Annotated in this window: 25 protein-coding genes; 13 read left to right on the forward strand and 12 right to left on the reverse strand. The window is 57.2% G+C overall.

The features are described from left to right. Positions 1-70: 70 nt before the first annotated feature. The 3 genes from tig to GOW98_RS01170 all read right to left on the reverse strand — a co-directional run bounded on the left by tig (position 71) and on the right by GOW98_RS01170 (position 4,557). The gene (gene tig / locus GOW98_RS01160; protein WP_170329446.1) at positions 71-1,402 is read right to left on the reverse strand and encodes a trigger factor; all 1,332 of its coding nucleotides are present in this window, start codon (positions 1,400-1,402) and stop codon (positions 71-73) included. 182 nt (positions 1,403-1,584) lie between these two features. Continuing rightward, the gene (locus GOW98_RS01165; RefSeq protein ID WP_170329225.1) at positions 1,585-2,709 is read right to left on the reverse strand and encodes a porin; all 1,125 of its coding nucleotides are present in this window, start codon (positions 2,707-2,709) and stop codon (positions 1,585-1,587) included. A gap of 303 nt (positions 2,710-3,012) precedes the next feature. Then, a complete protein-coding gene (locus tag GOW98_RS01170) occupies positions 3,013-4,557 on the reverse strand; it encodes an NAD(P)H-hydrate dehydratase (protein WP_170329226.1) in 1,545 nt (514 codons plus the stop codon). Between the two features lie 169 nt (positions 4,558-4,726). Here GOW98_RS01170 and GOW98_RS01175 point away from each other — a divergent pair, with 169 nt between their 5' ends. The 5 genes from GOW98_RS01175 to GOW98_RS01195 all read left to right on the forward strand — a co-directional run bounded on the left by GOW98_RS01175 (position 4,727) and on the right by GOW98_RS01195 (position 9,216). After that, positions 4,727-5,065, forward strand: a complete 339-nt coding sequence (locus GOW98_RS01175) for a P-II family nitrogen regulator (RefSeq protein WP_170325301.1) — start codon at positions 4,727-4,729, stop codon at positions 5,063-5,065. 30 nt (positions 5,066-5,095) lie between these two features. Further along, positions 5,096-6,502, forward strand: coding sequence for a type I glutamate--ammonia ligase (gene glnA, locus GOW98_RS01180; protein ID WP_170329227.1), 1,407 nt, complete (start codon positions 5,096-5,098; stop codon positions 6,500-6,502). Between the two features lie 102 nt (positions 6,503-6,604). After that, entirely contained in the window at positions 6,605-7,249 is a 645-nt protein-coding gene (locus tag GOW98_RS01185; protein ID WP_170329228.1) for an MSMEG_1061 family FMN-dependent PPOX-type flavoprotein, read from the forward strand. 64 nt (positions 7,250-7,313) lie between these two features. Next, positions 7,314-8,102: a lytic murein transglycosylase gene (locus GOW98_RS01190; RefSeq protein ID WP_170329229.1), complete on the forward strand. Its 789-nt coding sequence runs from the start codon at positions 7,314-7,316 to the stop codon at positions 8,100-8,102. 199 nt (positions 8,103-8,301) lie between these two features. Then, a complete protein-coding gene (locus GOW98_RS01195; RefSeq protein ID WP_367646782.1) occupies positions 8,302-9,216 on the forward strand; it encodes a hypothetical protein in 915 nt (304 codons plus the stop codon). A gap of 36 nt (positions 9,217-9,252) precedes the next feature. Here the strand turns inward: GOW98_RS01195 and GOW98_RS01200 are convergent, their stop codons facing one another. Next, positions 9,253-9,993 (reverse strand): heme-dependent oxidative N-demethylase family protein, encoded by a 741-nt coding sequence (locus GOW98_RS01200; RefSeq protein ID WP_170329231.1) that lies wholly within the window; start codon positions 9,991-9,993, stop codon positions 9,253-9,255. A gap of 123 nt (positions 9,994-10,116) precedes the next feature. On the opposite strand from GOW98_RS01200, the gene dddP reads away from it, so the two are divergent. After that, positions 10,117-11,460 (forward strand): dimethylsulfonioproprionate lyase DddP, encoded by a 1,344-nt coding sequence (gene dddP, locus GOW98_RS01205; protein ID WP_170329232.1) that lies wholly within the window; start codon positions 10,117-10,119, stop codon positions 11,458-11,460. A gap of 4 nt (positions 11,461-11,464) precedes the next feature. On the opposite strand, the gene GOW98_RS01210 is transcribed toward dddP, so the two are convergent. Beyond that, the gene (locus GOW98_RS01210; protein WP_170329233.1) at positions 11,465-11,653 is read right to left on the reverse strand and encodes a hypothetical protein; all 189 of its coding nucleotides are present in this window, start codon (positions 11,651-11,653) and stop codon (positions 11,465-11,467) included. Positions 11,654-11,888: 235 nt separating this feature from the next. Here GOW98_RS01210 and GOW98_RS01215 point away from each other — a divergent pair, with 235 nt between their 5' ends. Together GOW98_RS01215 and GOW98_RS01220 are read left to right on the forward strand one after the other, a co-directional pair. Continuing rightward, on the forward strand, positions 11,889-13,106 hold the full coding sequence (locus GOW98_RS01215) for a bifunctional alpha/beta hydrolase/OsmC family protein (protein WP_170329234.1): 1,218 nt from the start codon (positions 11,889-11,891) through the stop codon (positions 13,104-13,106). Between the two features lie 50 nt (positions 13,107-13,156). After that, on the forward strand, positions 13,157-13,966 hold the full coding sequence (locus GOW98_RS01220; protein WP_170329235.1) for a glycosyl transferase: 810 nt from the start codon (positions 13,157-13,159) through the stop codon (positions 13,964-13,966). A gap of 413 nt (positions 13,967-14,379) precedes the next feature. Here GOW98_RS01220 and GOW98_RS01225 read toward each other — a convergent pair whose 3' ends face one another. The 3 genes from GOW98_RS01225 to GOW98_RS01235 form a co-directional block, all read right to left on the reverse strand. After that, positions 14,380-14,940 (reverse strand): hypothetical protein, encoded by a 561-nt coding sequence (locus GOW98_RS01225; RefSeq protein ID WP_170329236.1) that lies wholly within the window; start codon positions 14,938-14,940, stop codon positions 14,380-14,382. A gap of 140 nt (positions 14,941-15,080) precedes the next feature. Then, positions 15,081-15,668 (reverse strand): biotin transporter BioY, encoded by a 588-nt coding sequence (locus GOW98_RS01230; protein WP_437436844.1) that lies wholly within the window; start codon positions 15,666-15,668, stop codon positions 15,081-15,083. 76 nt (positions 15,669-15,744) lie between these two features. Continuing rightward, positions 15,745-16,167 (reverse strand): DUF6314 family protein, encoded by a 423-nt coding sequence (locus GOW98_RS01235; RefSeq protein WP_170329238.1) that lies wholly within the window; start codon positions 16,165-16,167, stop codon positions 15,745-15,747. 235 nt (positions 16,168-16,402) lie between these two features. On the opposite strand from GOW98_RS01235, the gene purB reads away from it, so the two are divergent. From purB to GOW98_RS01255, 4 genes are all read left to right on the forward strand, one after another. Further along, positions 16,403-17,707 (forward strand): adenylosuccinate lyase, encoded by a 1,305-nt coding sequence (gene purB / locus GOW98_RS01240; RefSeq protein WP_170329239.1) that lies wholly within the window; start codon positions 16,403-16,405, stop codon positions 17,705-17,707. 378 nt (positions 17,708-18,085) lie between these two features. Next, positions 18,086-18,631: a tetratricopeptide repeat protein gene (locus GOW98_RS01245; RefSeq protein WP_170329240.1), complete on the forward strand. Its 546-nt coding sequence runs from the start codon at positions 18,086-18,088 to the stop codon at positions 18,629-18,631. Between the two features lie 68 nt (positions 18,632-18,699). Continuing rightward, positions 18,700-19,788 (forward strand): flagellar motor switch protein FliG, encoded by a 1,089-nt coding sequence (locus tag GOW98_RS01250; RefSeq protein WP_170329241.1) that lies wholly within the window; start codon positions 18,700-18,702, stop codon positions 19,786-19,788. A gap of 92 nt (positions 19,789-19,880) precedes the next feature. Further along, complete coding sequence (locus GOW98_RS01255; RefSeq protein WP_170329242.1) at positions 19,881-20,804, forward strand: lysophospholipid acyltransferase family protein; 924 nt, start codon at positions 19,881-19,883, stop codon at positions 20,802-20,804. On the opposite strand, the gene GOW98_RS01260 is transcribed toward GOW98_RS01255, so the two are convergent. Beyond that, entirely contained in the window at positions 20,805-21,506 is a 702-nt protein-coding gene (locus GOW98_RS01260; protein WP_170329243.1) for a DUF1223 domain-containing protein, read from the reverse strand. A gap of 239 nt (positions 21,507-21,745) precedes the next feature. On the opposite strand from GOW98_RS01260, the gene acnA reads away from it, so the two are divergent. Further along, a complete protein-coding gene (gene acnA, locus GOW98_RS01265) occupies positions 21,746-24,436 on the forward strand; it encodes an aconitate hydratase AcnA (RefSeq protein ID WP_170329244.1) in 2,691 nt (896 codons plus the stop codon). Between the two features lie 115 nt (positions 24,437-24,551). On the opposite strand, the gene GOW98_RS01270 is transcribed toward acnA, so the two are convergent. The 3 genes from GOW98_RS01270 to GOW98_RS01280 are packed head-to-tail and all read right to left on the reverse strand — an operon-like array spanning position 24,552 to position 26,009. After that, positions 24,552-25,088, reverse strand: coding sequence for a DsbE family thiol:disulfide interchange protein (locus tag GOW98_RS01270; protein ID WP_170329245.1), 537 nt, complete (start codon positions 25,086-25,088; stop codon positions 24,552-24,554). Next, positions 25,081-25,239: a heme exporter protein CcmD gene (gene ccmD, locus GOW98_RS01275; protein WP_170329246.1), complete on the reverse strand. Its 159-nt coding sequence runs from the start codon at positions 25,237-25,239 to the stop codon at positions 25,081-25,083. The genes GOW98_RS01270 and ccmD overlap by 8 nt, the downstream gene beginning before the upstream one ends. Next, positions 25,236-26,009, reverse strand: coding sequence for a heme ABC transporter permease (locus GOW98_RS01280; protein ID WP_170329247.1), 774 nt, complete (start codon positions 26,007-26,009; stop codon positions 25,236-25,238). The genes ccmD and GOW98_RS01280 overlap by 4 nt, the downstream gene beginning before the upstream one ends. Positions 26,010-26,035: the final 26 nt, after the last annotated feature.

Below are 26,035 nucleotides of genomic sequence, written 5' to 3' on the forward strand. Positions count from 1 at the left end.
CCCATCGGAGCCGTCTGATTAACAGACGGCTCCGCTTTTTTTTGCCCATTTGGGGATGGGCGGAAGAGGATTACTCCTCTTCCAGTGCCTCAACGGCTTTCTGCAGGTCGTCTTTGCTGACTTCTTTGTCGGCAACCTGCGCCAGTTCGACGATGTAGTCGATGACCTTGTCTTCGAAGATCGGCGCACGCAGCTGCTGTTGCATCTGAGCGTTCTGCTGCACAAACTCAAAGAACTGACGCTCTTGACCCGGGTACTGACGCGCCTGGTTCATGATCGCCTGGGTCATCTCGGCATCAGAGACTTCAACCTCGGCCTTCTGCCCCAACTCGGCCAGCAGCAGGCCCAGACGCACGCGACGTTCAGCCAGCTTGTTGTGCTCGTCGGTGGGTTCGATCTCGGCGTGGTCGTGGCCTTCCACTTCCGGGTTCTCCTCGTGCCAAAGTTGGTGTGCAATCTGCTTGGCTTCGGCTTCAACCAGCGACGGCGGCAGGTCGAACGAAGTTTTCTCGTCCAACACGTCCAACAGACCACGCTTCATTACTGCGCGGGAGGCACCGGCATATTCGGCTTCCAGACGCTCGGCGATCTGGGCCTTAAGGCCAGCCAGATCCTCGGCACCGAATTTAGTTGCCAGCTCATCGTTGATCTCGGCAGCGACGGGCTCTTTCACCTCTTTCACGGTGCAAGTGAAGACGGCGTCTTTACCGGCCAGATGCTCTGCGCCGTATTCCTCGGGGAACTTGACGTTGACGTCTTTTTCTTCCTCGGCTTTCACGCCAACCAGCTGCTCTTCGAAGCCGGGGATGAAGCTGTTGGAGCCTAGTACCAGCGGGTAGTCTTCGGCGGAACCACCTTCGAACTCTTCGCCATCCACTTTACCGACGAAGTCGATCACAACCTGATCGCCATCTTTCGCTTTGGAACCCTTGCGGCGAGCTTTAAAGTCCTGCGCCGTTTCGGCCAGGTTGTTCAGTGCTTCTTCAACGGCCGCGTCATCCGCTTTGACAACCAGCTTTTCCAGCTCGATCGACTTCAGATCAACTTCCGGAATTGCGGGCAGCGCCTCGTAGGACATCTCGACGTGGACGTCGTCGCCTTCTTTCCAGTCTTCGTTGGTCATTTTGACCTGCGGCTGCAACGCTGGACGGTCACCGCTGTCTTCGAAGTGCTGGTTCATGGCGCCGTCGATGCTCTCCTGCATCGCTTCGCCCAGCAGGCGTTGGCCAAACTGCTTTTTCAGCAGTGCCATCGGCACCTTGCCTTTGCGGAAGCCCTTCATCTCGACTTCGGGCTGCGCTTCGGTCAGTTTTTCATTGACCTTGTCGTCCAGCTCGGCTGCGGTCACAACGATGTTGTAGCCGCGTTTCAGACCTTCGTTCAGCGTCTCGGTAACCTGCATTATGGTAGTCCCCATAGGATTCGGGGCGCGCAAAACGGCGCGCCGGGCAAATTTGACGCCTTCTATTTGCCCAGCAGCCCACGCGCAAGGGGGCAAAGCCCGGATCGGTCTTGTTTTGCCGCTGATTTGAACAAAAAACGCCCCGGAAAGAACCGGGGCGCTTATTCATCAGGTGGGCCGGATCAGAACTTCCAGAGAGCGCCCAAAACCCACGCTTCGTTTTTGTCGAAATTGACCGTGTCGTCGAAATCGTGGTTGCGGTATTTCAGGTAAGCATCGGTGTTGATGCTGTCGATCCGCTGAACCACTGCAATACCCCAGGATTTAGTGCTAGACCCTTGGTTTTCGAAATCCGAGCCGTCAAAGTAATCGATACCGACGCCGGTTTTACCCCAGGACACCCAGTCACCTTCGTAGGCCAGCTTGGTGTACCAGTAATCCGGATCGCTGGCCCCTGTGGACGTGTCGTCACGCGTACCCAAGGCAGCTGTAAAACTGAAACCGCTGGGCAGCAGAACCGACGCGGAGCCGATCGTGTCCTTGCGCTCTCCTGAGGTGTCGTCGAAATCGCGCACTGCATATGCAACGCTTGCCGCGAACTCTACCCCATTGGCGAATGTGTTGCCGTAGTTGAGAGCGATATCGTAGTAATCATCGTCGTCGCTGCTGGACAGGATGTTCTGACCATAGGCAATGGCAGCCGAGAACCCGTTGAAATCGGGGGTGTCATAGCGGACGCGCCCGCGACGTGCGCCGTCGAAGTTGCTGGACGAGTCGCCCACGGTGATGTCGCTCAGGACACCATCAGCCCCGCGATAAAAGAAAGCACCGTTTTCATCGTTAGTGAAAGAGTACAGAGCTGTTCCAACGTAGGACAAATCTACCTCGGCGGCCCCGTCCGAGGCCATGCTACCCTGACCGGCCGAGAATTTACCGTATCCACCCTTCAGCGAGAAATCGACGTGCCGGATGTCTTCACGGCTCCAACCGTTGGTATTGGTGCCATCCTGGTTGGCCGTTCCGGTGCTCGGCAGACCCAACCCGGTTTCAAATCGGAACATGAACTCGTTGCTTCCATAGGGCTGCATCAACCGCAAGCCGACGCGGCTGTTAGACAGGTCGTTGTCCAGCAAACGGGTCTCTGTTTCTTCGCCGTCGTCAACCGACACGACCACCGGATCGAGTTGGCCGTACAGCAGCACATATCCACCACTGTTGTTTTCGTATTTCAATTCAGCCGCGGCAGGAATTGCCGTTGTCGCAGCCAGCACGGCAGCTATTGAGGACAGTTTTAGTTTCTGCGTCATTTCATTCACCTTGAAAATTCCGGCTCCCGATGCCCTTCATCGCGCAGTTTTTACTTACGTACCAGCGGCCAGCAGCGATACTTTTACAGTATTGCACGCCTGCCACTCAGATAACGAAATCCGGATTTAATTCCCATTACATTCAAAATGTTAACTGCGACAACGCCGCAGCCGGAGACCCTCTCCAAGAGAATTTTGACGTTCGACCATGCGTCTGGCAAACACTCGCTTTGACCATGCCGCAACCCCATCGGCCAATTGCCGCCGAAGGCAGGGTGCATCGGCTAAATATCGCTCACGAAATCAAATATTCAGTTCTTTAAAAACCTTAGGCAGCTGCTCGGGCAGGTCTTCCGCGATTAACCCCGGACCAAATGTACGCGCGCATTCCACATGCAGCCAGGCCCCCGTTTCCGCCGCCTGCTTCGGGTCGAACCCGCGCGCCAGTAGACCGGTGATGAACCCCGCCAGCACATCGCCAGAACCTGCAGTCGCCAACCACGGAGCTGCGCGTTCATAAAACGCCGCGCTGATTGAACAACGCCCATTCGGCGCGGCGATCACAGTGTCCGGCCCTTTGAACAGCACCACGCACCCTGCCCGTTTTGCGGCCTCACGGGTCGCATCCACCTTGGAATAGGCCGGGCCTTTGGTTGGTGTTTCCGCCAGCTTCTCGGCAATATCCGGGAACAGTCGCGAGAACTCTCCGCCATGAGGCGTCAGAACGCAGTTTTCGTGGAGTTGAGAGAATAAAGCTGCCGGATCATCCGCAAACGCTGTCAGCGCGTCGGCGTCCAGAACCGTCGCACGTTTGGCCTTTAAGGCAGCCGGCACCAACTCCTGCGCACGCTCTATGCCCAACCCTGGACCGAGACACAGAGCATTCAACCGCTCATCCTTCAGCACGTCGGTCAGGCCTTCTGCCCCCTCAACCCGCTGCAACATGATCGCGGTCACCTGCGCCGTAACCTCCATCTGAGCCGCCGGAGGCACCGCCAAAGTCACCAATCCCGCCCCTATGCGCAAAGCCCCGCGCGCCGCCAGCCTCGCGGCCCCGGTTTTGGCCGGGCCGCCGGAAAAGATCAGGGCGTGGCCGTGTGAATACTTGTGAGTCTGAGGTAGTTTTCGGAATCGTTTTGGCACGCCCTCAACCAAACCTAAGATCGCGCCGTCTGCCTTCTCATTCCAAACTTCGTTTATTCCAATTGACTTGACGACCAGCCGACCCGATTGATTTGGTCCGCGGTCTAAATAATGACCCCGCTTAGCCCGGTGAAACGCAACCGTCAGGTCAGCGACCGCGAACACACCAAGCGACTTGCCACTATCTGAACAAAGCCCAGACGGAGCATCGATGGCGGCAACTTTGATCCCCTTTGCTTCAATTAGGGCATCAAACCACTGCAAAGCTTGCGCAAGCTCTCCTTCAATGCGGCGGGCCAGCCCGGTTCCAAAAATAGCGTCAATGAATAGGTCCGGTTCTACAGTTTTTGAAAGCGAACCTTCGCTTCGAAGATCGTCGACTGCACCCAACTCGCACCAGCGCTCATAGTTCGTACGCGCATCGACCGGCAGCTTCTCGGGGTCGCCATACAGAAGAACTTCCACCACCCAGCCCTGCTCGCGCAACAGCCGCGCGACAACAAATCCGTCGCCGCCATTGTTCCCCGGCCCGCACAAAACCACTGCCCGACCAGAGTATTTTACCAGTTCCGGCCACTCTTCAAAAATCGCCTCGACAACACCTCGTCCAGCCCGCTCCATCAACTCCAGTCCGGTTACTTCACCAGACTCAATCGCGGCCTGTTCGATGGCCCGCATTTGCGCGGCTGTCAGTAATTCAGTCATCATCAATCCCTCGGCGATTCAATTCTGATTACTTTTTGTGCAAGTTGACCAAAATTTCACCCGCCGCTTAATTTCTCACCACAAGGGCGCAGCCATTTTCGCAATCAGATTGCCGACTGATCATAGACGTGATCAGTGCCAACCTGACAAGTGTTATAGGGAGCCCGGGATGAAGAAGATCGAAGCGATCATCAAACCGTTCAAACTGGACGAAGTGAAAGAGGCACTGCAGGACGTGGGTGTCCAGGGTCTCAGCGTGATCGAGGTCAAGGGTTTTGGCCGCCAGAAGGGTCACACCGAACTCTATCGCGGTGCGGAATACGTGGTCGACTTTCTGCCCAAGGTAAAGGTCGAGGTCGTACTGGACGACGATCAGGTTGACGCCGCTATCGAAGCAATCGTCTCGGCCGCAAAGACCGACAAGATTGGCGACGGCAAAATCTTTGTCTCGCCTGTTGAGCAAGCCATTCGCATCCGAACCGGTGAAACCGGCTCGGAAGCGCTGTAATCGAACACTCCAAGTAGAGGAATAGAGAGTATGAGCAAGGACGCAGTTCTTCAGCTGATCAAGGACGAAGGCGCCGAATACGTCGATGTTCGTTTCACCGACCCGCGCGGCAAGCTGCAGCACGTCACCTTGATGGCCGACCAAGTTGACGAAGACTTCCTGGAAGAAGGCTTCATGTTCGACGGTTCGTCCATCGCGGGCTGGAAGTCGATCGAAGCATCCGACATGAAGCTGGTCGTCGACACCGAAAGCGCATATGTCGACCCGTTCTACGCAGAGAAAACCATCTGTGTGCACTGCTCGGTTGTTGAGCCCGACACCGGCGAAGCCTATGAGCGTGACCCGCGCGGCACCGCTCAGAAAGCCGAAGCTTATCTGAAAGCATCGGGTATTGGCGACGTTGCCTACATGGGCCCCGAGGCCGAATTTTTCCTGTTCGACGACGTCCGTTTCTCGAACAGCATCAACAAAGTATCCTACGAAGTTGATGCAACCGATGCGTCGTGGAACACCGACACCGAATACGAGATGGGCAACATGGGCCACCGTCCGGGCGTCAAGGGCGGCTACTTCCCAGTCAACCCGATCGACGAAGCGCAAGACCTGCGTTCGGAAATGCTGTCGACTATGAAGCGTCTGGGCATGAAAGTGGACAAGCACCACCACGAGGTTGCGTCCTGTCAGCACGAGCTGGGCCTGATCTTCGACAGCCTGACCAAACAGGCCGATGAGCTGCAGAAGTACAAGTACGTCATCCACAACGTCGCGCACGCCTACGGCAAATCGGCCACCTTCATGCCGAAGCCGATCGCAGGTGACAACGGCACCGGTATGCACGTGAACATGTCGATCTGGAAAGACGGCAAGCCTCTGTTCGCTGGCGACAAATACGCCGATCTTTCGGACGAAGCGCTGTACTTCATCGGTGGTATCCTGAAGCACGCCAAGACCCTGAACGCCTTCACCAACCCGTCGACCAACAGCTACAAGCGTCTGATCCCGGGCTTCGAAGCACCTGTTCTGCGCGCCTATTCGGCCCGCAACCGTTCGGGTTGTGTCCGTATTCCGTGGACCGAAAGCCCCAAAGCCAAGCGCGTCGAAGCTCGCTTCCCCGATCCGGCCGCTAACCCATACCTGGCGTTTGCAGCCCTGCTGATGGCCGGCCTGGACGGCATCAAGAACAAGATCGATCCGGGCGAAGCCATGGACAAGAACCTGTACGATCTGCCTGCCGAAGAACTGGCCGACATCCCGACTGTCTGTGGCAGCCTGCGTGAAGCTCTGGAAGCTTTGGCATCCGATCACGACTTCCTGCTGCAGGGCGACGTGTTCACCAAAGACCAGATCGATGGCTACATCGCACTGAAGATGGAAGAGGTAGAAACCTACGAGCACACCCCGCACCCGGTAGAATACGGCATGTACTACAGCTGCTAATCCGGATTTGGGTTTACATCTGCAAGGGCGTCCAATCGGGCGCCCTTGTTTCGTTTGCCTCGTTCTTTCAAACTTGCGGTTACCCCGGTCAGGAGAGAACACATGTCAAACGAAGATCCTTTCTCGCAATACTCGGACATTGTGACTTCGGCTGAGGAGTTAGAGGGCATCACCGGTGCCCCCCTCCCCCAGATCATCGCCAAGGAACTGACTGGGCTGGACCAGATGTGCCGAGACTTCATCGCGGCCTCGCCGTTTTGCCTGATTGCATCTGCGAATCCGGGCGGGCATTTGGATATTTCCCCGCGGGGCGACCCCGCAGGTTTTGTTCAGGTGATTTCGGATACGCTGATGGCAATTCCTGACCGCCCCGGCAACAAGCGGGTGGACACGTTTCATAATGTTCTTCTAGACCCGCGCGTCAGCCTGATCTTCTTCGTCCCCGGCAAAATGGAAACACTGCGCATTCGCGGCGCTGCCCGAATCTGCGCCGATCCTGAGTTGCTGAACGGAATGGTGGCGAATGACCACGCGCCCAAGCTGGCTCTGCTGATCCATGTAGAAACCGTGTTTGCCCATTGCCCCAAATGCGTCATCCGTTCGAACCTGTGGCAGCCGGAAAAATGGCCGGACTCGTCGAACCTGCCGAACATGAACGCGATGATGGTCAAACACGCAAAAATCAACAAAACTCCTGACGAATGGTTCGAAACCCTAAAAAGCACCGGCGAGTTGGACTTGTATTAAACCCTTTGAGTATTGCGAATTGCCGCTTACGCTTAATCTCAGCTTTCTTGACCGGATTTCACTGATGCTTCGATTAACTTTGATTTTTGCCCTGTCACTACCGACGTTTGCCACGGCCGCCCCCTGCGGTAACACCAGCAGCGGCTTTGAGGCCTGGAAACAAGATTTTGCGAAACAAGCCAAGCGCGCAGGTGTGAAAAAGAGGGGCCTGCAGGCTCTGGCACAAACCCAGTACGCGACGCGCACCATTGCCGCAGACCGCAATCAGAAGAGCTTTAAATACTCGCTGGACAAATTCATGCGGGTTCGCGGCGCCGACACCATCGTGGCACAAGGGCGCAAAAGAAAGGCGCGCAACCCGCAATTCTACGCCGCGCTGGAACGCCAATATGGTGTTCCCAGCGGTGTGCTGATTGCCATCCATGGAATGGAAACCGGATTTGGGAATTTCATGGGCGACAGTCAGGTTGTTTCCGCAATCACAACACTGGCGTATGATTGTCGCCGATCAGAGTTCTTCATCCCCCATGCCATAGGTGCGCTGAAACTGGTCGATCAAGGCAGCATTACGACCGGCACCAAAGGCGCGAAGCACGGCGAATTGGGGCACACTCAGTTCCTTCCCGGCAATGCGTTGGCCTATGGCGTAGATGCCACCGGCGACGGTCGGGTGGATTTCTACAATATGACCGACGCGCTTGCCTCAACTGCCAATTTCCTGCGTCAGAAAGGGTGGAAACCGGGGCGCGGCTATCAACCGGGGCAACCCAATTTCAGGGTGATTCAGGAATGGAATGCGGCCACGGTCTATCAGCAATCCATCGCGATCATGGCCGCCCGAATCGATGGCTAATACACGCCACTTTTCAACGATTACCCACCTCAAAACGGCCACATTGTTGCCACAGACGTTTATCGGCCCCTAAAATGCCTAGGTTTCCAAAGAGTAATCAATCCTTCCGATTTTAGTTTTTTTTCCATTTTCGCCCAAATCTGCCCAAACTCCGTTGTTAACCTGTTTCCCAACAAAGGGTACGACAAAGGAAAAAGTGGTGACTGCGAAGCACAACTATCACGGCGGCCTTCAATTCGACGGTGACACCGGCGGCGCGCTTGAACGCTTTGGAAGCATCGTGGCTACGACCCTAGAAGATTACGGACACTTGGTTGAGCGTAAAAGCATACTGGGTGAAACTGATGCCAGCATCGTATCCAGCCAGTATCTGGTTCGCCTTACCCTCGACACTCAAATTGTCGGCGTTGATGACCGGTTCGAACGACTGGATCGCGCAGCAGGGCTGAAAACGGCACGCAGACCGATCGTGACTCTACCGAAGAACAGGTTGACGATCACCGTTTCACCGGTGTCTCCCTTATTGGATGACAGCGAGATCTCTGAACTCATGCTGGTGGTCATCCTATACCGGATGGTCGATATCTGCGCGACACAACGTGTCGAGTGGCTTTCACCCAATACCGTTCTGACAATGGAACAATTCATGAGCGCGTTTGACACGTTGGCGCCCTCCAAATCACGAAACAGAAAACAAATTTTCGAGGCAGTGACAGGCCCGTTCGCAGGGCTGAACGTATCTGGCGAAGAAGTTCTGGATAAGCCGCAAAAAGAGGCGCTGGCACAAGCAGCCCGGCCAATCCAGCTGTCTGATGAACAGTTGCTTAGCATCGCTTTTCGGACGGAAACCATCGAGCAGTCTAATGATGGGAACAAGGACACGCCCCCCCTCGACCACGAAAAGCCCAGTGACATCCTTCGACTGACAAGTTGGGGATTGACCGGGGCTGTGGCCAGTGTGTCGGTACCCATCGCGGCCTCTGTGGCCGCAGTAAACCTGATCAAGGGCGAAGACTTTCGCCTGAACACTCAGGTTTTGGCTTACACTTTGGCAATCTCCGCTCTCAGCACAAGCGGTGCATTCGCTGGTGTAGCCAATGCGTTGGGCATGTAGAAAATAAACTAAATACCCTCCATGGAGGCCCCGCCGTCAGGCGGGGTTTTCCATTTTTTGCAGGTACTGAGCCTCCAGCACATAGGTATGGATCGAAAAGACCACCGCTCGTGTTTGCGGCAGGCGCAACAGTGTTTGGCGTTCGCTGCGCAAAAACCGTTCAGCCCCCGGGGTGCTAACCTCGCGTCTGTCATTGGCGCTGCGAGGTTGGTGCAGTTCGGCGTCCTCGTACCACAATGCGTTGAACCGCCAGAGTGGCCGCCCCGGCTGTATCCCATCGAACAGGCGTTGCACCCGGCGGGCGACATTGGCGTCATAACCGGACACCGGGATGTGAATGTCTATCAAAGGTCGCATGAACTTTTCCGACAGGCACCAACTGGCGGGAAAACACAGAATGGCACCAGTCAGGACGTGTTCGTCCCCGTGCTTTTGCAGGATGCAGAAGTCTTCCTGCACAAGGCGGCACAGCGTATCCAGCGGACGTGTACGATCGATTTCAACGACCTGCCCGTCCAGACGGGTGACCTGATCGGAACCGTCCGGATAGACGTGTTTCAGGACAAGATCCAAAAGTTCCTGCGCTGCAGGTTCAGCCTCGGGGTCCATTGCCAGAACGTCCGATCGCCGCTCCTGCAAAAGCGCCTCGCGCCGCTGCATCTGACCGGCAAACGCATCATCGCAATGCAGCCAGTCATCCATGCTTGCCGGTTGGATTCCCGGCAAAGGGCGTGGGGTTAGCGGGTCATAAGGGATTGAGGTCTGTAGGATCGTCATGACATCGACCTATCATCTGTGCCTCGGGTTGTCGGTCAAAAAGCGACAGGTATGCGGTCGCAAATCTCCAAGACGTCGCAGAGATGTTTCCTCATGCTCAATAATCAGGCAGGGAGGCCCACCATGAACCAGCATTACCGCGACAGCCGCAAGATCGACCCGAGCAAGGGTGCAGCCTTGGGTGATGGCACGCCAAACGATCTTGATCGGATCGAGATCGGCCCGACGCAACTGGCTTTTGCGGAATGGGAGGCTGCCGGCCTTGCCCTGCCCGATCTGGCGCGGATGCGGGAATTCCGGTGGAAACGCCTGACCAAAGCGATCGTTGACCGGGGCTATGGCGGGCTTTTGATGTTTGATCCGCTCAACATCCGTTACGCCACCGACAGCACCAACATGCAGCTGTGGAACACCCATAACCCGTTCCGCGCGGTATTGCTGTGCGCCGATGGATACATGGTGATCTGGGACTATAAGAACTCACCCTTCCTGTCGAAATTCAACCCGCTGGTGCGCGAACAACGATCCGGCGCCGATCTTTTCTACTTCGACCGTGGCGACAAGGTGGATGTGGCGGCGGATGTGTTCTCGAACGAGGTACGTCTGCTGACCGAAGAACATGGCGGCGGCAACAAACGTCTGGCCGTTGACAAGATCATGCTGCACGGGCTGCGCGCGTTGGAGGCGCAGGGGTTCGAGATCATGGAGGGTGAAGAGGTCACCGAGAAGACCCGCGCTATCAAGGGTCCGGATGAGATTCTGGCCATGCGCTGCGCCAGCCATGCCTGCGAAACCGCCGTGGTCAAGATGGAGAAATTTGCCCGCGCCAAAGTGGGCGATGGCAAAACCTCGGAAGATGACATCTGGGCCATTCTACACGCCGAGAACATCCGGCGCGGCGGTGAATGGATCGAGACCCGCCTGCTGGCCTCGGGTCAGCGCACCAACCCGTGGTTTCAGGAATGCGGGCCACGGATTACGCAGCAAAACGAGATCATCGCCTTCGATACTGATCTGATCGGGTCGTATGGCATCTGCATCGACATCTCGCGCACGTGGTGGATCGGGGATCAGAAGCCCCGCCCTGACATGGTCTATGCCATGCAGCACGCGCATGAGCACATCATGACCAATATGGAGATGCTGAAACCCGGCGTGATGATCCCCGAACTAACCGCCAATTCACATAAGCTGGACGACAAGTTTCAGGCGCAGAAGTACGGCTGCCTGATGCATGGCGTTGGCCTTTGTGATGAATGGCCCCTGGTCGCCTATCCGGACAAGGCCGTGGCGGGCTCTTACGACTATCCGCTTGAGCCCGGAATGGTTCTGTGTGTCGAAGCCGCCGTCGGAGAAGTTGGCGGCGACTTCTCGATCAAGCTCGAAGATCAGGTTCTGATCACCGAGGACGGGTATGAGAACCTGACCACTTATCCATTTGACCCGCAGTTGATGGGACAGGTTTAAAGCCTCAATCCGGCCAGGTCGAACGCCGGACGTTGCCGTGCCAATCCTCGGACGGGATGACGGTTTCGGCTGTGGTCGATGCCGCTGGCCAGGTCTGACCCAGCGTGAATCCCAGCACTCCGGTCAGGGCGATGACGATCAGAAGATCGGGGCGGAAAACAACGCCACGCGGAGCGGATGCGGTATGGGACATGTGAGCCTCCTTGGCTTGCTGTGTTTGATAGCTGCAAAATGGGGGTTTTTCGGCAATTATTAAAACGAATATTTAACAACTGTCACATCACAAACTCTGAACTGTGTAGAAGCCCGTCTGCCTTACCCGCAAGCGCTCACTCTTCTCACCTTCCCGTGACGCTTCTTACAATGGGGTTGAGGCACCAGCCCTAAGTACACAGTATTGGGTCCATCCCGACACGTTAGGAACTGCCATGCCCACCGAACGCATTACCTTTGCCGGTCACGACGGCAACCAGTTGGCTGCACGCTTTGATCTGCCGGATGGGCCGGTCCTGGCGACCGCGTTGTTTGCGCATTGTTTTACCTGCTCCAAGGACATCCCTGCCGCCCGACGCATCGCCGCCCGTTTGGCCGCTATGGGCGTCGCTGTTTTACGCTTTGATTTCACCGGGCTGGGCCATTCGGGTGGAGAGTTCGCCAACACTACCTTCACCTCGAATGTCGAGGACCTGATCGCCGCGGCGCACTATCTCGCAGGCCGCAACATGGCGCCGTCCTTGCTGATCGGTCATTCCCTGGGCGGGGCTGCTGTATTGCGTGCCCGGGCTGGTATCCCCAGCGTCAAGGCGGTGGTCACGCTGGGCGCGCCCGCCGATCCCGGCCATGTCGCCCACCATTTCGAGGGTGCCCTGCCCCAGATCGAACAGGACGGTTCAGCCGAGGTTATGCTGGGTGGTCGCCCCTTCCGCATCGGCAAGGCCTTTGTCGATGACATTTCAGAATCCGCACTGACCCCGGCGATTGCCGACCTCAAAGCGGCGCTGCTGATCCTGCACGCACCGCGTGATGAAACTGTCAGTATCGACAATGCCAGCACTATCTTTTTGGCCGCCAAACACCCCAAGAGCTTTGTTACACTGGACGACGCCGATCACCTGATCACCCGCGCCTCGGATGCCGAATACGCGGCCGATGTGATTGCGGCATGGGTTACGCGTTATATCCCACTCCGCCCGCCCGCACCGCCGCCCGGCGCACCCGAAGGCGTTGTGCGCGTGACCGAAGTTGACCCCTCGGGGTTCCTGCAGGACATCCAGTCTGGCCCCCGGCATCACGCTGTGGCGGATGAGCCCGAATCCTATGGCGGTTCCGACAAGGGCATGTCGCCTTACGGGTTTGTGTCCTCGGGCCTTGGGGCCTGCACGTCGATGACGATCCGCATGTATGCGCGGCGCAAGCGGTGGCCCTTGACAGGTATCACCGTCGATGTCTGCCACAACAAGGTACACGCACAAGATGCCGGACTGGCCGGAGACGGCAAGATCGACGAGTTCCGCCGCAAGATCCGTCTGGAAGGGCCGTTGGATCAGGAGCAGCGGGCCCGGTTGCTTGAAATCGCAGACAAATGCCCCGTTCACAGAACGCTGGAAGGGTCATCCGTTATTTCGACCATACTTATCGACCCTTGATCTGAATACCCGTCATAGAATTGTTGCGCGTGGTTGGTAGCCATGCCGGTATGGACAAACAGATCGTTTGCATAAACTGGGGCACGCGCTACGGCGCTCCCTATATCAACTGCCTTTATAGGATGGTATGCGCCAACACGACGCCGCCGTTCAGGTTTTTGGCATTCACTGACAGTTTTGAAGGCATAGATCCCGGCGTCGAGTGTTTCGACCTACCTGAGATGCCGGGGTTCATGCCTGCCCGTACGATAGGCCAATGGCCCAAATCAAGGTTGTGGGCTTCGGAACTCGCCGATCTGAAAGGGCCGTTCCTTTTTCTAGACTTGGATGTTGCCATTGCCGGATCGTTGGATTCGTTTTTTGAGTTCGGCAACCCGGACGATGTCATCCTTGCGCGCAACGCGGCTAAACCACTTAGCAAGCTGGGACAAACATCAATCTACCGTATGCCAGTCGGCGCTCTTGCACCTCTTCAAAAACTTTTTGCGATGGACCCGCAGGGTGTCGCTGACAAGTATCGGTTCGAACAGCATTTCGTCACTAAAAATGCGCCGGAAGGAGTGAAATTCTGGCCTTCGGGCTGGGTCCGTCATTTCCGGATCGAATGTATACCCAAATTTCCGTTGAACTATTTTCTGGATACGCGCCCCCCCAAAAACACGCGCGTTGTTATCTTTGCTGGGGCACTCAACCCGCCGGACGCAATCAAAGGGCAGTATAACGCGCGAGTCCCACACCTGCCGCCGGGCCAGCACATCAGGCGTGCACTGAAATCAAAAAACAAACTCCGATCTGTTCGCCAGTTCTTTAGGCCCGCAAACTGGGTAGAGCAACTCTGGGATATGGCAGAGCGCGGCTAAACCACGCCCTTACCTTCAATGTCACGAAACCCGTCGGCCCGGTTTGGAACGGGAACCCTTTGGACTCATCGACGCCGAGGTGCCGGGCGATGAATGGGCGGTCTGGCCGTAGGTGGGCGCGCCGCGGGCGGCCGTGGCCTGGCTGGCGGTTTAGCAACCGGCGGCTTTGGCCTCGCCGGAGGTTTACCGTTAGGCGGCCTGGGACGATTGGGCCGGTCTATGTCAATATCCACATCGACATCTCGCCGGTAGTAGTCGTTCCACAGCATCGAGTCATAGAACGGGTCATAACCATACCCGTAGCCGACCCCGACTGACACGCCATCACAAGCCGACAGAGTGAAACTTGCCGCGCCGAGCCCCAAGGCAAGGAGTGCACGTTTGATACTTTTGGTAATCATCTGCACCTCTCCTTACTGCAAAGCCCGGAACGACGCGAAAACGGCGTTCAGGTCATCCACATAGGCCGGGTCGGCTCCGTTGCGTAGGATCGCAACGACGACGGCCACGCGCCCATTCGGCAGGTCGATCACCGTGGCAGTGAAATTGATGACACGTCCGTCGCGAGTACCGGTGCCTCGGATGACCCGTGCAGGCAAACCGCCGATACGAGTGTCGGAAGTACCGGAGATTGAAGGATCTTCAACGAGAAATTTGTCGATATCCTCAAGATACCGAAGCCCGCCCTCAATCGATGCGACACCTGCGGGCGAGACAAACCCCATCCAGACGTTGTCATCCGTCACAGGCCGTATAGCCATGACACGCGCGACAGCGCGCAGGTCCCCCAGCTCGGTGTCCTCAATCTCGCGCGGGCCACCCGTGCGTACGGCCCAGAAGTCGGGCACGGCAAAGCTGAAAAGCGAACGCCCTGCATCGGAATATGTAATTGGGGTGTCCGCCAAAGATGGTGCCGCAGCCCCAAGCCACAGGGCGGCGCATGCAGCCAAGGCTGAACCAGATAGAATACGCATTTTTCAATAACCTGATGATTTCTTTGACATCAGATTGCCCCTGACCAACACAACTTGTCCAGCATCTCGTAATCAGGGCAACAAAAAAACCGCGCCGGGATCGCTCCGGACGCGGGTTTGTTCACGAGAACTCTCAGAAATCAGGTGCGAGCGTCGCCAACCAGTTTCCACAGGCCCGGGATCAGCAGCGCAGCCAGCGCCAGTTTGATCGCATCGCCCAGCAGGAACGGTGTCAGACCCCATTCCATGATCGGCTTATCCCAACCATACAGCTGACCCAGCCACAGCAGGCCGGGCACGTAGATAAGCACGTTAGCCAGCACCAGCGCCAGAGCCATTTTGCCAACCGAACGATCCCAGCCACGCGCCGCCAGTGCGCCCAGAAGAACAGTCGCCATCAGGTAGCCAACCAGATAACCGCCGGTGCCGCCCATCATGTAGGTCAGACCGAATTTCTCGGCCGACGAGCCGGCAAAAACGTCAAAACCCAGCGCACCAACCAGCAGATAGCCCAGCATGGTCACCAGACCTAGACGTGCACCATAGGCAGTGCCGATGGTCAGAACGGCAAAGGTGCCCATTGTGATCGGAACAGGCCACATAGGAATTTTGATCTTCGCGGCAATTGCAAGCGCCACGATACCCAGCGCCACAAGTGCCACCTGTTTGACACGCAGAGCGGTCCCCTCGCGCGGGCCGAATGCTTCGGCCAGAACATTTGCAGTCATTTTCATTTCTCCACGTTCGGATGGAAATTCAGACACATGAATGCCAATTTCACATCGATACTTCAAGATGATTGCGCTATCGAGGGCGGTACTCGGTTTTCATTTCATAGGCCTTGCGGGGCCCGGACACCGTCCAGTGCACGGACCAGTTCGGCCAGCCTGTGAAATCATAAACCGCATCATAGCTGTCTGGCGGACAATCATGGTGATCCCTAGACTGGGAATGCCCCAGCTTCAATGCGTGAAAATACCGTTCATCGTCGAAATGAACCGCAATCCGGTCCCTAGCATTCCGCCATAGATAACACCGCGTGCCCTTCATCTCGGCCTGCCCCGGAATGCGCAGCGTGACCTCTTCGTCATAGATCAGACCATCCTCGGCGGGCCGAAGAATTGCCTCGCCTTCCGCATGCACCACCTGCCCCGCCCGCGCGTCGTGAATGGTGCGGCTCAGACTCCAGCGGCCTTCGAAGTCAGACAAATTGCTCGGTAAGGTCATGCGGCCGTAGCCCCGTTGGTGATACCGCCACTGCGGATAACGCAGCTGTTCAGAGTGATGCCACAAGAACAACTTTGCAGGCTAACGTTTCGGATGCTGGTCAAAACACCCGGGCAGAGGGTCAAAATCAGGGCAAACCGTCTCATCTGCACACTCGCACCTTGTTCCTGTGGCGGGTCGGGTTTAAACCCCGCGGCATCGCCTCCTGCCAAATCACAATAAGGTGCAGCTGCCAATGATTCCACGTTATTCCCGCCCCGACATGGTCGCCATCTGGTCGTCCGAGACCAAGTTCCGCATCTGGTACGAGATCGAAGCCCATGCCTGCGACGCCATGGCCGATCTGGGCGTGATCCCACGTGAAAACGCCGAGGCTGTGTGGAAGGCCAAAGACGTAGAATTCGACGTTGCCCGCATTGATGAGATTGAGGCCGTCACCAAGCACGATGTCATCGCTTTCCTGACGCACCTGGCCGAACATGTCGGCAGTGAAGAGGCCCGTTTTGTCCATCAGGGCATGACGTCTTCGGATGTGCTGGACACCTGCCTCAACGTGCAGCTGACCCGCGCCGCCGACCTGCTCATCGCCGATCTGGAGGGTCTGCTTGCTGCCCTCAAGCGTCGTGCGATTGAACACAAGAACACCATCCGCATCGGCCGCAGCCACGGCATCCACGCCGAGCCCACCACCATGGGCCTGACCTTTGCCCGTTTCTACGCCGAGATGGACCGCAACCTGTCCCGGATGCGTGATGCGCGCGCCGAGATTGCCACCGGCGCGATCAGCGGCGCAGTCGGCACCTTCGCCAATATCGACCCGCGTGTTGAAGAGCATGTTTGCGACCAACTGGGTCTGGTGCCTGAGCCGATCAGCACGCAGGTCATCCCCCGTGACCGCCATGCCGCATTCTTCGCCACGTTGGGCGTCATCGCCAGCAGCATCGAAAACATCGCCATCGAAATCCGCCACATGCAGCGGACCGAGGTGCTGGAAGGGGCCGAGTTCTTCTCGATGGGTCAAAAAGGCTCGTCGGCGATGCCGCACAAGAAAAACCCGGTTCTGACCGAGAACCTGACTGGTCTGACGCGCATGGTGCGCGCGGCTGTGATCCCGGCGATGGAGAACGTGGCGCTGTGGCACGAGCGCGATATCTCGCATTCGTCGGTTGAACGCATGATCGGGCCGGACGCCACGATAACGCTGGACTTCGCACTGGCGCGACTGACAGGCGTGATTGATAAAATGCTGATCTTCCCCGAGAACATGATCGAGAATATGAACAAGTTCCCCGGTCTGGTGATGAGTCAGCGGGTTCTCTTGGCGCTGACCCAAGCAGGGGTCAGCCGCGAAGATGCCTATGCCATGGTTCAGCGCAATGCGCTGAAGGTTTGGGAACACCGCACCGATTTCAAAGAGGAACTGCTGGCCGACCCAGATGTCACTGCCGCGCTGAGCCCTAGAGAAATCGAAGAGAAATTCGACCTCGGCTATCACACCAAGCATGTCGACACGATCTTCGCCCGTGTCTTCGGCGAATAAATCCTGACCGATCAAACGATTCAATAAGGCCCGGGTCGCGAAACGCGATCCGGGCCTTGTTCTTTTGCCAAAATGGGCAAAATCGGCTATGGTCGGGAGTATTTCCGAACGGGAGAAACAGCATGATCCGCACTGTTATCTGCGCATTGGCACTAACTTGCTCAGCATCCGTGGCTCTGGCCTGCAGCGGGCATTCCAAACAAACCCAATCCTGTGCACCGGGTACTTATTGGGATACCGAGAGCCAAACCTGCGCAAAAATCGTCAACAGCTGAGAAATTCTTTCCTACCTGTGAATAAAAGCGAGCAGCCGATTGTTAGCTTTTTATCAGATCGCGCTATGCTTGATCAGAGCAGCCCAAAGAACGGAGTAGGAAAATGCGCCTCGTATTAGTTTCAGCTATTGCCCTTCAGGCCTTTGCTTTTGCACCGGCCCTTTATGCGGCCGGCGGTGGAGGTGCTACCACCCCGCCGAAACCGACGAATACAACTAAGAAATGCCTGTTCGGTCGTGTCTACGACAAGGACGCGGGGCGTTGTGTCAAACCGAACAAGACAAACTTCTCCCAAGATGAACTGTACGACGCCGTGCGCGAACTGGCCTATGATGGGCAGTTCGAAAATGCGCAGAACATCCTGCGCATCATGGATCAGGACGATGATCGCGTGCTGACCTATTGGGGCTTTACCTACCGCAAGTTGGGCGAGCTTGAACTGGCCAACCTCTTCTACACCAACGCCATCGAAGCGAACCCCGATAACATCCTTGCCCGCAGCTATATGGGTCAGGGTTTTGTGACCGAAGGCAAAACCGATCTGGCCATCGAACAATGGCGCGAGATAAAGGCGCGTGGCGGTGAAGGCACCTGGGCCGAGGCGTCGCTGCGTGAGGCGATCCGAACCGGGCTGACCTATAACTACTAAGCTTCAGTCTTTCTTTACCCGACTCTTCGTACTCTGCCTTTGGAACACACCTTAGGCACCGCAGGCAGATGCAGGACACAAATACATTGGTACAGGTGGCACCGGGCGCGGCTCCGGTGTCCGAACAGAAAGACGATGCACCCCGTGTCGTTCCCCGCGCTCTCAGCAACCGACAGAAGGCCGCCGTCGTTGTGCGGTTATTGCTGAACGAAGGCGCTGACATCCCGCTGGAAGAACTTCCCGATGATCTGCAGGAGAAATTGACCCACCAATTGGGCGAAATGGGTCTTGTCGATCGCGTTACGTTGGATGTCGTGGCGCAGGAATTTGCCGAGGCACTGGACAGCGTCGGTCTGTCCTTCCCGCATGGTTTGGCGGGTGCTCTGGACGCGGTGGATGGCAAGATTGGTTCGGCGACGGCAGCCCGGCTGCGCAAGGTCGCCGGAGTGCGTCAGATCGGTGACCCGTGGCAGCGCTTGCGCGAAATCCCAACCGAGGACTTGGCCGCGATGGTGCAGGCGGAAAGCACCGAGATTGCCGCCGTGATGCTTTCAAAGCTGGAGACCGCAAAGGCCGCACAGCTATTGGGCCACCTGCCCGGCCCTGTAGCCCGCAGAATTACCTATGCGATCTCGAAAACTGCAAATGTTACCCCCGAAGCGGTTGAACGCATCGGCTGGTCGCTGGCGGCACAACTGGATCAGAAGCCTTCTCAGGCTTTTGTCGATGGTCCGGGCACCCGGGTTGGTGCGATTTTAAACCAGTCCACGGCCTCCACCCGCGATGGTCTGTTGACCGCCTTGGACGAAGAGGATTCGGATTTCGCAAGCGTCGTGCGGCGCTCGATCTTTATTTTTGCGCATATTCCGACCCGAGTACTGCCCCGCGACGTTCCGACGATTCTACGGGATGTAGATCAGGCCGATCTGCTCAACGCATTGGCGGGCGTGGTTGCGCAAGACGACAAAACAGCGGCAGATTTCCTATTGTCCAACATGTCTACACGCATGGCGGACAACCTGCGTGAAGAGATTGCAGAACGCGGTAAGGTCAAACAATCAGACGCTGAAGACGCGATGACTCAGATCGTGAGTGCTATCCGCACTCTTGCGAGTGAAGGCGCGATAACGCTCATCGAAGAAGAAAGTGAAGACTAGGTGAGCAGCCCAAGCCTTTGGAACGCTTGTGATCAGAGAACGTGCCTTGTATGTCTGGCCCGGCAAATTACAACAGCCGGTGAGACCAGATTATGCCCGTCGAAAAGTCGGAACTAAGCCGCGGGGCGCTTCGAAAGTACTATGTCACCGGCCTGTTTCTGAAGGGCGTGATCGGTGCAATGCGCCTGCTGCCTTATGGGCGACGTATCGCAACGATGGGGTTCATCGTACGTAGTCTTGCCCCACTGGTCGGGTATGCCGAGCGCGTGCGCAGAAATCTGAAACTGACCTGCCCCGAATTGTCCGACGCCGAGGTGAAACGCATCTGTCGTGATGTTCCCGACAATGCCGGGCGCGCGATCATGGAGCATTTCTCGCCCGAAGACTTCACTGCACGTCAGAGCAAGGCCAAGATTTCCGGTCCGGGCGTCGCGGCCTTTGACAAAGCCGTGGCCGAGGGGCGCCCGGTGATGATGATCACCGCCCATTTCGGCCATTATCTGGCAGCCCGGATTGCCCTTCAGACACGCAGTGGCCAGCCCATCGGGTGCCTGTATCGCCGCATGGCAAACCCGTATTTCAACGACGCCTATGTCGAGGCATTCTACAAAACCGGTGCACCCATGTTCGAACAGGGTCGCCGTGGGATGGTTGAGATGGTGCGCTCACTCAAGAAGGGCGGCATCATCGCCATTGTTTCGGACCTTCACGCCCATGGCGGGGAAGAGTTGACCTTCTTCGGCAAACCTGCCGTCACATCAGTTCTGAACGCGGAACTGGCGATGAAATACAAAGCCGAATTGATCCCTTGTTATGCCATTCGCCAACCGAACGGCCTGGACTTTGAGATCGTATTGCATGATCCGGTTCCGCATACTGACCCAAAGACCATGACCCAGTTCACCAATGATGATCTTGAGGCCGTAGTTCGACAGCATATGGGGCAATGGTTCTGGATTCACCGGCGTTGGAAGGCCTGGAAAAGACTGGGCGTGCAACCCGAGGACATGCCCTGATCACTTGACCTTGGTTGCTGCAACGATTGGGCCGTGCCCGGCCCGCTGCACCAGAACAACCGCGGGAAGATCCGAGGTCAATTCGGCTGAAAACTGTTGCGGTGCAACCCCATCCCACTGCCCGGCCACCTGCCAGGACTCTACAACATTCGCGTAGTCCAATTCATGCCCCGCCAGTTCACCCCGGCGGATCGACGCGTGGCGCATCGGTGAATATTGCACCACCCGCACGTCAAACGTCTCACCCTCTGGCAGCTCGACTGGGGTCACATCTACGGTCACATCATTCCCGGATCGTGTCGCCACAACTTCAGCCTCGGGTGCGGCTGTCAGATGCGCGTCGATCAAACGCTCCAATTCGCGCGACTGCGCACCGACCACATCATGCTGACCATTTATAACCATCTGCGGCGTGTAAATCATCGACCGACCGCCCTGACGCGCATAGGCGCGCTGACGTTGGGTGTGATTTGGGTCGGCGTATTCATCCTCCCACCCGATATAGTCCCAATAATCCACATGCAGAGCCAGCCCGATTACATCATCGCGTTTGGCAAGATCATGCATCATTCGGTCAGCAGGTGGACAGGACGAACAGCCCTGCGACGTAAACAACTCGACGACCACCGGATCGCTTTCGGCCGCAAGCGGAGCCGCTAGAACAAGAGAAAGTGCGGTAGTTGCGATGGCGGATCTGAGCATATTTGACCTCGGGCTGATAACTTTTCTGTCTGGGACCGATAAGATGCCTGAATTGTTTAAACCCTTTGGAGATCACCCTCCAATCAAGGTTTCTTGAAACCAACTGGCTCTCCGATGAAGTGCACGGCAGCAAGACAAGACCGTCTTTGCACGTCTTGGCCCTTGAACCGCACCAAAACGTGATAAACATAAGTGTCAGCGAACCCCGTTTTCCAAGCCATTTGAGAGGGAGCCAACTCATGCCCATTAAAGTCGGACAGGACACCGCCAAAACACGCCGCAGCCTGAACGTGAACGGAAAATCCATTTCCTATTACTCGATTCCCGCTGCGCAAGAGGCCGGTCTGGGCGATTTTTCGAAACTGCCCGCCGCGTTGAAAGTGGTGTTGGAAAACATGCTGCGGTTCGAGGATAACGGCTTTTCCGTCTCAGTCGATGACATCAAGGCCTTTGGCGAATGGGGCGCCAATGGCGGCAAGAACCCGCGTGAGATTGCTTATCGCCCTGCCCGCGTGCTGATGCAGGATTTCACCGGCGTTCCTGCCGTGGTCGATCTGGCCGCAATGCGGGACGGGATCAAAGGGTTGGGTGGTGACGCGCAAAAGATAAACCCGCTGAACCCGGTTGATCTGGTCATCGACCACTCAGTGATGATCGACGAGTTTGGCAACCCGCGCGCGTTCCAGATGAACGTGGATCGCGAATATGAGCGGAACATGGAACGCTACCAGTTCCTGAAATGGGGCCAGTCGGCCTTCAACAACTTCCGTGTTGTGCCCCCCGGCACCGGCATTTGTCACCAAGTGAACCTGGAATATCTGGCCCAGACCGTCTGGACCGACACCGATCAGAACGGGGAAGAGGTCGCCTATCCCGATACGCTGGTCGGCACCGACAGCCATACCACCATGGTCAACGGCATGGCCGTTCTGGGCTGGGGCGTTGGCGGGATTGAGGCCGAGGCGGCGATGCTGGGGCAGCCGATCTCGATGCTGATCCCCGAGGTTGTGGGATTTGAGCTGACCGGTGCGATGGTTGAAGGCACCACCGGCACGGACCTTGTTTTGAAAGTCGTGGAAATGCTCCGTGAAAAGGGCGTGGTTGGGAAATTCGTCGAATTCTACGGCGAAGGTCTGGATCGCCTGCCGCTGGCAGACCGCGCGACCATTGCCAACATGGCCCCCGAATACGGCGCGACCTGTGGTTTCTTCCCTATTGACGGCGAAACCCTGCGCTACATGCGCAATACCGGCCGTGACGAGGACCGTTTGGCGCTGGTCGAGGCCTATGCCAAGGAAAACGGTTTCTGGCGGGATGAGAACTATGCGCCAATCTACACCGACACCCTGTCGCTGGATATGGGCACCATCGTTCCCGCGATCTCGGGCCCGAAACGTCCGCAGGATTATGTGGCACTGACTGATGCCAAGGCCGCTTTCCTGAATGAGATGGAGAAGACTTTTAAACGCCCGATGGGCAAAGAGGTCTTGGTCAAAGGTGAAAACTACGCGATGGAGTCAGGCAAGGTCGTGATTGCCTCAATCACCTCCTGCACCAATACGTCCAACCCTTACGTGATGATCGGCGCCGGTCTGGTGGCGAAAAAGGCGCATGAGCTGGGCCTGAACCGTCAGCCTTGGGTGAAGACCTCACTGGCTCCCGGATCGCAGGTCGTGTCGGAATATCTCGAGGCCGCTGGTCTGCAAGAACATCTGGACGCCATCGGGTTTAATCTTGTCGGTTATGGCTGCACCACTTGTATCGGCAACTCGGGTCCAATCCAGAGAGAGATTAGTGAAGCAATCGCCGAGGGCGATCTGGTCGCTACATCGGTCTTGTCGGGCAACCGAAACTTCGAGGGCCGGATTTCCCCGGACGTACGCGCTAACTATCTGGCCTCACCGCCGCTGGTGGTCGTCTACGCGCTGGCGGGCACCATGGATATCGACCTGACCTCGGAACCGATTGGGAAGGACAAGTACGGTAATGACGTCTTCATGAAAGACATCTGGCCAACCCAAAGCGAAATCGCCGATCTGGTGCAGCAGACTGTCACCCGCGATGCGTTCCAGTCGAAATATGCCGATGTTTTCAAAGGAGACGAAAAATGGCGCGAGGTCGAGGTTCCGCAACAGGAAACCTATGACTGGCCACCCACCTCGACTTACATCCAAAATCCACCCTATTTCCAAGGGATGGGGCCTGAGCCGGGCACGATCTCAAATATCGAAGGCGCCAAGGTTCTGGCCATTCTGGGCGACATGGTCACCACCGACCACATCTCACCGGCCGGCTCCTTTGCAACCACCACGCCTGCGGGCAAGTACCTGATGGACCGTCAAGTGCAGCCGCGCGAGTTCAACTCTTACGGCTCGCGCCGGGGCAACCACGAGGTCATGATGCGTGGCACTTTCGCCAATATCCGCATCAAGAACGAAATGCTGGAGGGCGTCGAGGGTGGCTATACCAAGGGACCGGACGGCCAGCAGACTTCGATCTATGACGCGTCGATGGCCTACCAGGCGCAGGGGGTCCCGCTTGTGGTGTTCGGCGGCGAGCAATACGGCGCCGGCTCGTCACGAGACTGGGCGGCCAAAGGCACCGCGCTGCTGGGCATCAAGGCTGTGATCGCCGAGAGTTTTGAGCGCATCCACCGCTCGAACCTTGTTGGCATGGGCGTGATCCCGTTCGAATTCACGGGCAACGATAACCGCAAGTCGCTGGGATTGACGGGGGATGAGACCGTCTCGATCCACGGGTTGGACGCGGTTGAGCCGCTGCAAGAGGTGTCCTGTACTATCACTTATTCCGACGGCGCCGAGACAACCATCCCTCTCAAGTGCCGCATCGATACTGCACCCGAGATCGAATACATCGAGAACGGTGGCGTGCTGCAATACGTGCTGAGAAACTTGGCGAAAGCAGGCTGAAACACCAAAGCCCCGGACAACGTACCGGGGCTTTGTTCTTTTTTACGTCAATCGGTGTAGCCCATCAATAATAGAGCGTGTGCCGCAGGCACGCTCCGCTTGGCAAAGACTGAATTTACTGACTGGCTTTCTCCAGCGCAGGACGGATGGTGCTTTCGATCACGCGTTGGGTAATCGGCCCGGCAAACCGCAGGAGGATCGTGCCTTCGCCGTCGATCACATAAGTCTCAGGCACACCATACAAGCCCCAGTCCAGCGCCATCCGTCCCTGTTCATCCCGTCCGATGGACTTGTACGGGTCGCCCAGATCAGTCAGGAACGATTCGGCGTTGTCCAGTTTGTCTTTATAGTTAATGCCGTAGACCGGGATACCTTCCTTGGCCAGAGCTTCAAGGTTCGGATGTTCAGCGCGGCAGGGGGCGCACCAGCTGGCCCAGTAGTTGACCAGCTTGACCTCGCCGTCGCGCAGTGTCTCATCGTCGAACATCGTCTTGCCCGGAAACTCGGTCAGAACAACCGGCGGCGCGGGCTGGCCCTGGCGGGCCGACGGCAGCGTGTCATCCGAACCATCCTGCAGTTGCACCAAGGCCGCGACGGCAAACGCGCCAAAGATCAGTGGCGGTGCCAGCATCAGGGGCGAGATCTTAGCCATTGCGCGTCATCCTTTGTTCGACCTTCTCCATCTCGGTCCGAACCTTGCGCCCGCGTGCAATGCTGAACACGATCAGCAACACCAGCAGCGCGATCGAGGCCGCATAGGACCACAGCACCGTATCGGCATATTTTCCAAGATCAGGGATCATCCGTTTACCCTTTCCCGCGCCAGCAGCGCCTTGATCCGCCGCGCCCGGATTTCCGTGCCAGTGCGATACAGGACCAGCGCGATAAACAGCAGCACGAATCCGATGATGCACAGCAGCAGCGGGTAGAAATAGATGTTGCTGACTTTCTCTTCGGTATCCGCCCCGGTCACGGCCGCCGCGCGCATCACCGACGCGCCCTGATGCAAGCCCTGGTTCCAGAAGTTCACCGCATAACGGCTGAGCAGCGCGAAGACCGAGCCCACCAGACACAGGACCGAGGTCAGATCGGCCGCCGTATCCGGGTCTTCAATCGCTTCCCACAGGGCAACATAGCCCAGATAGAACAGGAACAGGATCAGGAACGAGGTCAGGCGCGGATCCCAGGCCCACCATGTGCCCCACATCGGTTGCCCCCAGATCGCTCCGGTCGCCAGCGCGATCAGCGTCATCACAATGCCAATGGGGGCCGCGGCACGGGCAGCCAGCGCGCTGACGTGGTGACGCCGCACCAGCCAGACGAGCGAGGTTGCCAGCATCATCAGCCAGCAATTGATTGCCATCAGCGCCGCAGGCACATGCAGGTATATGATCTTGACGGTCGAGCCCTGCTTGTAATCGTCCGGTGTGAAGAAGAACCCCCAGACCAGTCCGACCACAATGCACGCAAGCGAGGTCACCCAGAAAAACGGCATCACCCGTTCACTGGTGGCAAGGAACTTGCGCGGGTTGGCGTATTCCCAGAGGGCGTTGGCTTTGGCTGCGATAGACATGGGCCTTATCTAGTCCGAGTCGGGGG

Source organism: Ruegeria arenilitoris (assembly GCF_013032445.1).
Lineage (GTDB): Bacteria > Pseudomonadota > Alphaproteobacteria > Rhodobacterales > Rhodobacteraceae > Ruegeria > Ruegeria arenilitoris_F.

Excerpts from the sequence above, each read along its gene's own strand:
- acnA (WP_170329244.1), top strand. The coding sequence starts at position 21,746 with ATGCCCATTAAAGTCGGACAGGACACCGCCAAAACACGCCGCAGCCTG.
- GOW98_RS01245 (WP_170329240.1), top strand. The coding sequence starts at position 18,086 with ATGCGCCTCGTATTAGTTTCAGCTATTGCCCTTCAGGCCTTTGCTTTT.
- GOW98_RS01175 (WP_170325301.1), top strand. The coding sequence starts at position 4,727 with ATGAAGAAGATCGAAGCGATCATCAAACCGTTCAAACTGGACGAAGTG.
- glnA (WP_170329227.1), top strand. The coding sequence starts at position 5,096 with ATGAGCAAGGACGCAGTTCTTCAGCTGATCAAGGACGAAGGCGCCGAA.
- GOW98_RS01270 (WP_170329245.1), bottom strand. The coding sequence starts at position 25,088 with ATGGCTAAGATCTCGCCCCTGATGCTGGCACCGCCACTGATCTTTGGC.
- GOW98_RS01235 (WP_170329238.1), bottom strand. The coding sequence starts at position 16,167 with ATGACCTTACCGAGCAATTTGTCTGACTTCGAAGGCCGCTGGAGTCTG.
- GOW98_RS01250 (WP_170329241.1), top strand. The coding sequence starts at position 18,700 with ATGCAGGACACAAATACATTGGTACAGGTGGCACCGGGCGCGGCTCCG.
- GOW98_RS01220 (WP_170329235.1), top strand. The coding sequence starts at position 13,157 with ATGGACAAACAGATCGTTTGCATAAACTGGGGCACGCGCTACGGCGCT.
- GOW98_RS01225 (WP_170329236.1), bottom strand. The coding sequence starts at position 14,940 with ATGCGTATTCTATCTGGTTCAGCCTTGGCTGCATGCGCCGCCCTGTGG.
- GOW98_RS01165 (WP_170329225.1), bottom strand. The coding sequence starts at position 2,709 with ATGACGCAGAAACTAAAACTGTCCTCAATAGCTGCCGTGCTGGCTGCG.
- GOW98_RS01255 (WP_170329242.1), top strand. The coding sequence starts at position 19,881 with ATGCCCGTCGAAAAGTCGGAACTAAGCCGCGGGGCGCTTCGAAAGTAC.
- ccmD (WP_170329246.1), bottom strand. The coding sequence starts at position 25,239 with ATGATCCCTGATCTTGGAAAATATGCCGATACGGTGCTGTGGTCCTAT.
- GOW98_RS01200 (WP_170329231.1), bottom strand. The coding sequence starts at position 9,993 with ATGACGATCCTACAGACCTCAATCCCTTATGACCCGCTAACCCCACGC.
- GOW98_RS01230 (WP_437436844.1), bottom strand. The coding sequence starts at position 15,668 with ATGACTGCAAATGTTCTGGCCGAAGCATTCGGCCCGCGCGAGGGGACC.
- tig (WP_170329446.1), bottom strand. The coding sequence starts at position 1,402 with ATGCAGGTTACCGAGACGCTGAACGAAGGTCTGAAACGCGGCTACAAC.
- GOW98_RS01210 (WP_170329233.1), bottom strand. The coding sequence starts at position 11,653 with ATGTCCCATACCGCATCCGCTCCGCGTGGCGTTGTTTTCCGCCCCGAT.
- GOW98_RS01185 (WP_170329228.1), top strand. The coding sequence starts at position 6,605 with ATGTCAAACGAAGATCCTTTCTCGCAATACTCGGACATTGTGACTTCG.
- dddP (WP_170329232.1), top strand. The coding sequence starts at position 10,117 with ATGAACCAGCATTACCGCGACAGCCGCAAGATCGACCCGAGCAAGGGT.
- GOW98_RS01190 (WP_170329229.1), top strand. The coding sequence starts at position 7,314 with ATGCTTCGATTAACTTTGATTTTTGCCCTGTCACTACCGACGTTTGCC.
- GOW98_RS01170 (WP_170329226.1), bottom strand. The coding sequence starts at position 4,557 with ATGACTGAATTACTGACAGCCGCGCAAATGCGGGCCATCGAACAGGCC.
- purB (WP_170329239.1), top strand. The coding sequence starts at position 16,403 with ATGATTCCACGTTATTCCCGCCCCGACATGGTCGCCATCTGGTCGTCC.
- GOW98_RS01280 (WP_170329247.1), bottom strand. The coding sequence starts at position 26,009 with ATGTCTATCGCAGCCAAAGCCAACGCCCTCTGGGAATACGCCAACCCG.
- GOW98_RS01215 (WP_170329234.1), top strand. The coding sequence starts at position 11,889 with ATGCCCACCGAACGCATTACCTTTGCCGGTCACGACGGCAACCAGTTG.
- GOW98_RS01260 (WP_170329243.1), bottom strand. The coding sequence starts at position 21,506 with ATGCTCAGATCCGCCATCGCAACTACCGCACTTTCTCTTGTTCTAGCG.